This window comes from Mesorhizobium sp. M4A.F.Ca.ET.050.02.1.1, assembly GCF_003997725.1.
In the GTDB taxonomy this organism is placed as follows: Bacteria; Pseudomonadota; Alphaproteobacteria; order Rhizobiales; family Rhizobiaceae; genus Mesorhizobium.
On record NZ_RZSG01000296.1, the window covers coordinates 1 to 6,749 of the forward strand.

Annotated in this window: 5 protein-coding genes and 1 pseudogene; all 6 read right to left on the reverse strand. The window is 66.2% G+C overall.

The genetic code is table 11. The features are described 5' to 3' along the window. Window positions 1-1,511 (reverse strand): annotated as a pseudogene (locus EOA33_RS19280) (protein ndvB); the annotation flags it as partial. Between the two features lie 270 nt (window positions 1,512-1,781). Then, a complete protein-coding gene (locus EOA33_RS19285) occupies window positions 1,782-2,369 on the reverse strand; it encodes a HutD family protein (protein WP_127406299.1) in 588 nt (195 codons plus the stop codon). A 4-nt stretch (window positions 2,370-2,373) separates the two neighbouring features. Then, window positions 2,374-4,044 carry a urocanate hydratase gene (gene hutU / locus EOA33_RS19290; RefSeq protein WP_127406301.1) on the reverse strand — a complete coding sequence of 557 codons (1,671 nt, stop codon included), beginning with the start codon at window positions 4,042-4,044 and terminating at the stop codon, window positions 2,374-2,376. Between the two features lie 28 nt (window positions 4,045-4,072). Next, the gene (gene hutG, locus EOA33_RS19295; RefSeq protein WP_126055033.1) at window positions 4,073-4,891 is read right to left on the reverse strand and encodes an N-formylglutamate deformylase; all 819 of its coding nucleotides are present in this window, start codon (window positions 4,889-4,891) and stop codon (window positions 4,073-4,075) included. Further along, window positions 4,891-6,432 carry a histidine ammonia-lyase gene (gene hutH / locus EOA33_RS19300; protein ID WP_127406300.1) on the reverse strand — a complete coding sequence of 514 codons (1,542 nt, stop codon included), beginning with the start codon at window positions 6,430-6,432 and terminating at the stop codon, window positions 4,891-4,893. The genes hutG and hutH overlap by 1 nt, the downstream gene beginning before the upstream one ends. Next, window positions 6,429-6,749, reverse strand: a 321-nt coding sequence (locus EOA33_RS19305) for an amidohydrolase family protein (RefSeq protein ID WP_145989202.1), incomplete at its 5' end; no start/stop codon positions are given. The genes EOA33_RS19305 and hutH, both read right to left, overlap by 4 nt.

Consider the following 6,749-nt stretch of genomic DNA (forward strand, 5'->3'; position numbering starts at 1 on the left):
ACAACCAGCGTGCGCGCCTCGGCGGGCACGCCATGCTTGTAGTCATAGCCGACGAGCCGCGTCGGCTTCAGGAACAGCGAGACGACGGTGTTGAAGAAGGCGAGCGCGCCTTCCGAGGCCGGCACGGCGAACAAGGCCAGCATCACGACGATCGACGGCAGCGCCAGGCCGAGGTGGTCGAGCGCGTTGCCGGCCAGCGCCAACAACAGCACCGTCAGCGCAAAGACCGGCACGACGACGCCCAGCCAGCCGGTAGCGGAGAAAGCGCGCTTGACCGTGACGCTGATGGTTGGCCGATAGCCGATCGCCTTTTCCAGCTCCAGCCGGCGCGGGCCGACGAGGAAGAAGCCGACATCGGTATGCACCGTGGCATCGGTGTCGGGCGCCTCGGCCTGGGGAACCTCAGCGCCGGAGGCATCGGCGATCAAAACATGGCCGGCAAGCTCGATCGCCTTTTCGGCGACGCGGAATTCAGAGAGCTCCGACCGGCGCGCCAGTTCCTCGATGGCGGTGCGGTACTGGTCGCGTGAGAAGAAGTCGAGCGCGGCGAAGTCGGTCTTCTCGCGCAGCAGCGTGTCGATGCGGCTGACGCCCTCGAACCAGACCGTCCAGTCGACGTCATTGATGAGGCGCAGGCCGCGGATGATGTTGCCGGTGGTGACGTTGCCGCTGGACAGTGTGTGATGCTCGGAGATGATGATCTCCTCGGCATCGGAGCCGGTCTTTTCCAGCTCGCTTTCCAGCCATTCCAGCGCCCGGCCGGCGTTCTGCGAGCCGTCGCGCAGGCGGTAGAGCAATTGGGTGGCGAAAGTGGTGTCCTGCGCGTGGCTGCCATAGTGCGACAGGATCTTCTGCCGGTCGGCATTGTCGTCTGTCGCCAGCACCCGGTCGGCGACCTCGTTGGCGATCTGGCGCATCTGCCTGGTGCGGTTGACGCGCACGGCGATGCGGCGGAGATTCTCGATCAGCACGAAGCGCAACAGCGACGGCAGCGCCCAGAGCTCGCCGATCTTGAGCGGCTCGACCGACTGGAAGCCCTCGACGATCGCCTTGAACATGGTGGCCGAGACCGAGCTGTCGGAATGCGCGACATAGGTCCACGCCAGCGCCAGCGCGCGCGGCACGGTGGTTCCGTCGGCCAGCTTCAGCGTCGGCAGCTGGCGATAGAAGCGGCGCGGCAGGTCGCGCTTGACCTGGAAGATGGTCTCCTCGACCAGGTAGTTGTTGTCGAGCAGCCATTGCGCCGCCGGGGTGATGGTTTCGCCCTTGGCCTGCGCGGCATTGGTCGAGCGGTAGACTTCGAGGATTCGCTTGGCGCTGTCGCGGATGCGGGCCTGGAACTCGAACGGCGCCAGACCAAACAGATCCTTGACGTCCCCTTTGGCAAGGCCGGCACCCAACTCGCGTAGCCGGTCTTCCGGCATGAAATTGGAACGTATCGGCGCTTCGGTGATGACCGGGAAGCTGGCGCTCGTGAGTTCGATCTTGGCGGGATTCGTCTGTATGTTCATTTATATTTCCGTATGGCGGGCACGGTGCGGCGTCCCCGCCACGGCAATGGCCCTAAAACCTGCTCAAATGCAATTGGTTGCATGTCAACTTAGGCCGAAAGTTCGTTCTCCGCACCACGACAGGGCGTCATCTCTCAGCAGCTCGATGGACGAGCGCCCCACGCTCCCCGTCCCATATCTGATCGATGGAAGGAATCCGGCTTTTTCGTGATGCGGGCAAGAGCTTACGCCAATTTTCGCCGGCGCCGCGATCATGTTTGGCAACAGGCGTTAATGGTTGCTGCCAGCCCGATCGATGCGGATCACGAACAGGATCGTGCCGGCGGCCGGCTCCAGGCGCTGTCTCGGGGTGCCCAGATCCAGCACCAGCGCATCGAGCGGGCCGAGGCGCTCGGGCGCGTCGCCGGCAAGCACGATCTCGCCATCGAGAGGCAGGACAAGGGTCGTGTCCGCCCTGGCCTCGATTTCCAGAGGCGCCGCGACCGTCAGGCGCTCGACGGTGTGCGTCATGCGGCCGCGCCGGGTCATGACATTGAGGTCGGTGATCGGGCCGGAGATCAGCGCGGCCGCGGTCGGCACATCGGCTGCAAAGGAAAAAGGGGCGGAGGCCGCGGTCAGTTCGGCCGGCGCGCGGCCGGCGACGTCGAGTACGATCCCCTGCCCTGCCAGCACGCAAAGCGTGCGGTCGATGCCGGCGAAGCTGGAGAACGGGCCGCCGGCCTCGACGCGCGCCATCGAGATGCGCCAGTCGAAATTGTCGAACCCGGCGCCGTCGGGCGAAACAGTGATTTCGGTCGTCGTGCCGCCGCCGTTCTTCCACGGCATGACGCGGTAGCCGGCGGCACGAAGGATGCGCATCGGCTCAGCCCAGGATGCCCGGCAGGTTGAGCTGGTGCTCTTTGGCGCATTCGATGGCGATATCGTAGCCGGCGTCGGCGTGGCGCATGACGCCGGTCGCCGGGTCGTTCCACAGAACGCGCTCAAGGCGCTTGGCGGCCGCCGGCGTGCCGTCGGCGACGATGACCATGCCGGAATGCTGCGAGAAGCCCATGCCGACGCCGCCGCCATGGTGCAGCGACACCCAGGTGGCGCCCGACGCGGTGTTGAGCAGCGCGTTGAGCAGCGGCCAGTCGGAAACGGCGTCGGAGCCGTCCTTCATCGCTTCGGTCTCGCGGTTGGGCGACGCGACCGAACCGGAATCGAGGTGATCGCGGCCGATGACAACCGGCGCCTTGAGCTCGCCCCTGGCCACCATCTCGTTGAAGGCGAGGCCCAGCCTGTGGCGGTCGCCGAGCCCAACCCAGCAGATGCGCGCCGGCAGGCCCTGGAACGAGATGCGCTCGCGCGCCATGTCCAGCCAGTTGTGCAGATGGGTGTTGCCGGGGGTCAGCTCGCGCACCTTGGCGTCGGTCTTGTAGATATCCTCGGGATCGCCCGAAAGCGCTGCCCAGCGGAACGGGCCGATGCCGCGGCAGAACAGCGGCCGGATGTAGGCCGGCACGAAGCCAGGGAAAGCGAAGGCGTTCTCGAAGCCCTCTTCCTTGGCAACCTGGCGGATGTTGTTGCCGTAGTCCAGCGTCGGCACACCGGCGTTCCAAAACGCGACCATCGCCTCGACATGCTCGCGCATCGACGCGCGCGCCGCCTTCTCGACCGCCTTCGGGTCCGAGACGCGCTTCTCGCGCCACTCGGCCATCGTCCAACCTTTGGGCAGATAGCCGTTGATTGGGTCATGCGCCGAAGTCTGGTCGGTGAGGATGTCGGGGCGAATGCCGCGCTTGAACATTTCCGGTACGATCTCGGCCGCATTGCCGAGCAGGCCGACCGACTTCGCCTCGCCGGCCTTGGTCCAGCGCTCGATCATTTCCATTGCTTCATCGAGCGTCTCGGCCTTCTCGTCGACATAGCGGGTGCGCAGGCGAAAATCGATCGAGTCCGGATTGCATTCGATGGCCAGGCACGAGGCGCCGGCCATGACGGCGGCCAGCGGTTGCGCTCCGCCCATGCCGCCGAGACCGGCGGTCAGGATCCACTTGCCCCTGAGGTTGCCGTCATAGTGCTGGCGGCCGGCCTCGACGAAGGTCTCGTAGGTGCCCTGGACGATGCCTTGCGTGCCGATATAGATCCAGGAGCCGGCCGTCATCTGGCCGTACATCATCAGGCCCTTCTTATCGAGCTCGTTGAATTTCTCCCAGTTCGCCCAATGCGGCACGATGTTGGAGTTGGCGATCAACACGCGCGGCGCATCGGCATGCGTGCGGAAGACGCCGACCGGCTTGCCGGACTGCACCAGCAGCGTCTCGTCATCGGCGAGCGTCTTCAGCGAGGCGACGATGCGGTCGAAATCGTTCCAGGTGCGCGCTGCGCGGCCGATACCGCCATAGACAACCAACTCGTTGGGGTTTTCGGCGACGTCGGGATCGAGATTGTTCATCAGCATGCGCAGCGGCGCCTCGGTCAGCCAGCTGCGAGCGTTGAGTTCGGCGCCGCGCGGGCTGCGGATCTCGCGGATGTTGTGGCGAGGATTGGTCATCATTGTCCCTTTCGAGTAAGGCGGCGCGTCAGCGCCCGGCCCAGTCAATGGTGGTTTCGAGGATGGTCTTCAGCGTGGCGCGGATCGGCGCCGCGTATTCGGGATCGTAGGGCACCGGCCAGTTGTCCGGCGCGCCCCTTCCTTCGGGCTCGCGCATGTAGCCGCGGTTGGAAAGCTCCATCTGCAGCGCATGGACACCGTTTTGCGGATGGCCGAAACTGCGCGTGATCCAGCCGCCCTTGAAGCGGCCGTTGACCACCCATGTCTGACCGGTTGCGGCCATGATCTCGGCGACCTTGGCCTGAAGGGCCGGATCGGTGCTTTTGCCGTCATTGGTGCCGAGGTTGAACACCGGCAGCGTGCCCCCGAACAGGCGCGGCAGCACCGAGCGGATCGAGTGGCAGTCGTAGAGGACGATTCTTCCGTGCATGCCGTGCAGGCGGTCGATCTCGGCCTGCAGGGCGGCATGGTAAGGCTTGAAGTAGGTCTCGCGGCGCTCGTCGATTTCCGAAGGCGTCGGCTCCTCGCCCATATGGTAGAGCGGATCGCCGTCGAAGGTCTCGGTCGGGCAAAGGCCGGTCGTCGCCTGGCCGGGATAGAGCGAGACGCCGGACGGGTCGCGATTGACGTCGATGACGGTGCGCGAGATCGCGGTGTGCACCACCGTCGCGCCGAGGTCGGCCGCAAAATCGTAGAGCTTGTCGATCCACCAGTCGCAGTCGCGGCGGCCGAGCCAGGGCGAGACCAGCCGGCTGTCGAGACCGGCAAGGTCGATGCCGGTGTGCGGGATCGAGACCAGCAAGGGTGCGGTGCCTCGGGTTACGGTGAGCCAGGAAGGCGCGGCCATCACACCGCTCCCGCAATCGCCGGCAAGGCCACGGCGCTCGCCGCACTCACCGCGGCGCCGCTGCGCACCATGGCGATGGCCTTTTCCATGTCGGGATGGAAATGGCGGTCATTGTCGAGATGCGGCACTTCGGCCCGGACCAGCTTGCGCACCGCTTCAAGAGCTTGGCTCGACGCCAGCGGCGCATGGAAATCGCAGCCTTGTGCGGCAGCCAGGAGTTCGATGCCGATGACGGCGGTCGCATTCTCGATCATGCCAAGCAAGCGGCGGGCGCCGTGCGCGGCCATCGAGACATGGTCTTCCTGGTTGGCGGAGGTCGGGATCGAATCGACGCTTGCCGGATAGGCCTTCTGCTTGTTTTCGGAAACCAGCGCCGCCGCCGTCACCTGCGGGATCATGAAGCCGGAATTCAGTCCCGGCTTCGGCGTCAGGAAGGCCGGCATGCCGGACAGCGCCGGATCGACCAGCATGGCGATACGGCGCTCCGACAGCGAGCCGATCTCGCAGACAGCAAGCGCGATCATGTCGGCGGCGAAGGCCACCGGCTCGGCGTGGAAATTGCCGCCCGAAAGCGCCGTATCGTCCTCGGCGAAGATCAGCGGATTGTCGGTGACGCCATTGGCCTCGGTCTCAAGCGTGTCGGCCGCCTTGCGCAGCACATCGAGGGCGGCGCCCATCACCTGCGGCTGGCAGCGCAGGCAGTACGGATCCTGCACGCGCTCGTCGCCCACGCGGTGCGATTCACGGATGGCGCTGCCGGCCATCAAATTGCGCAGCGCATCCGCCGTCTCGATCTGGCCGCGATGCTTTCTGAGCAGATGGATGCGCGGGTCGAAGGGCGCGTCCGAGCCCTTGGCGGCGTCCGTCGACAGCGCGCCGGCGACCAGCGCCGACTGATAGAGGGTCTCGGCCTCGAACAGGCCGGCCAGCGCGAAAGCCGTCGAGAACTGCGTGCCGTTGAGCAGCGCCAGGCCTTCCTTGGCACCCAACGTCACCGGCTCCAGCCCGTGCGAGACGAAAGCGACCTTGGCCGGGAAACGACCGTGCGGGGTAAAACATTCGCCGACGCCGATCATCGCTGCCGTCATGTGCGACAGCGGCGCGAGGTCGCCGGAGGCGCCGACCGAGCCCTGCGCCGGCACCACCGGAATGACGTCGTTGGCGAGCATCGCTTCCAGCAGCGCGATGGTCTGCGGCCGCACGCCGGAGGCGCCCTGCGCGAGGCTGGCGAGCTTCAGCGCCATCATCAGCCGGGTGACGGCAACCGGCATAGGCTCGCCGACGCCGGCGGCATGCGACAGCACGATGTTGCGCTGCAGGGTTTCGAGATCGGCGGCGGGTATGCGCACGCTGGCCAGCTTGCCGAAGCCGGTGTTGATGCCATAGACCGGTTCGCCCTTGGCGACAATCCGCTCAACCGCCTCGGCGCTGGCCTTGATCCTCGGCTTGCAGGCGGCGTCTAGCTTCGGCACCGCGCCGCGATAGATGGCGCGCCAGTCGGCCAGCGTTGCGTTGCCGGGCTTCAGAACGAGTTCGGTCATTGTCCTCTCCAGATGCGGGCATGCAGCGGGTTGAAACCCATGCGGTAGACGAGTTCGGCCGGGCGCTCTATGTCCCAGATGGCGAGGTCGGCGGACTTTCCCGCCTCCAGCGTGCCGGTGTTTTCCAGCAGGCCAAGCGCACGCGCGGCTTCGCGGGTACCGCCGGCAAGGCATTCCTCGACAGTCAGCCCGAACAAGGTGGCCGCCATGTTCATGGTGAGCAGCAGGGACGTGAGCGGCGAAGTGCCAGGATTGCTGTCCGTGGCGACCGCCATCTTCACGCCATGCCGGCGGAACAGCTCGACCGGCGGCTTCTT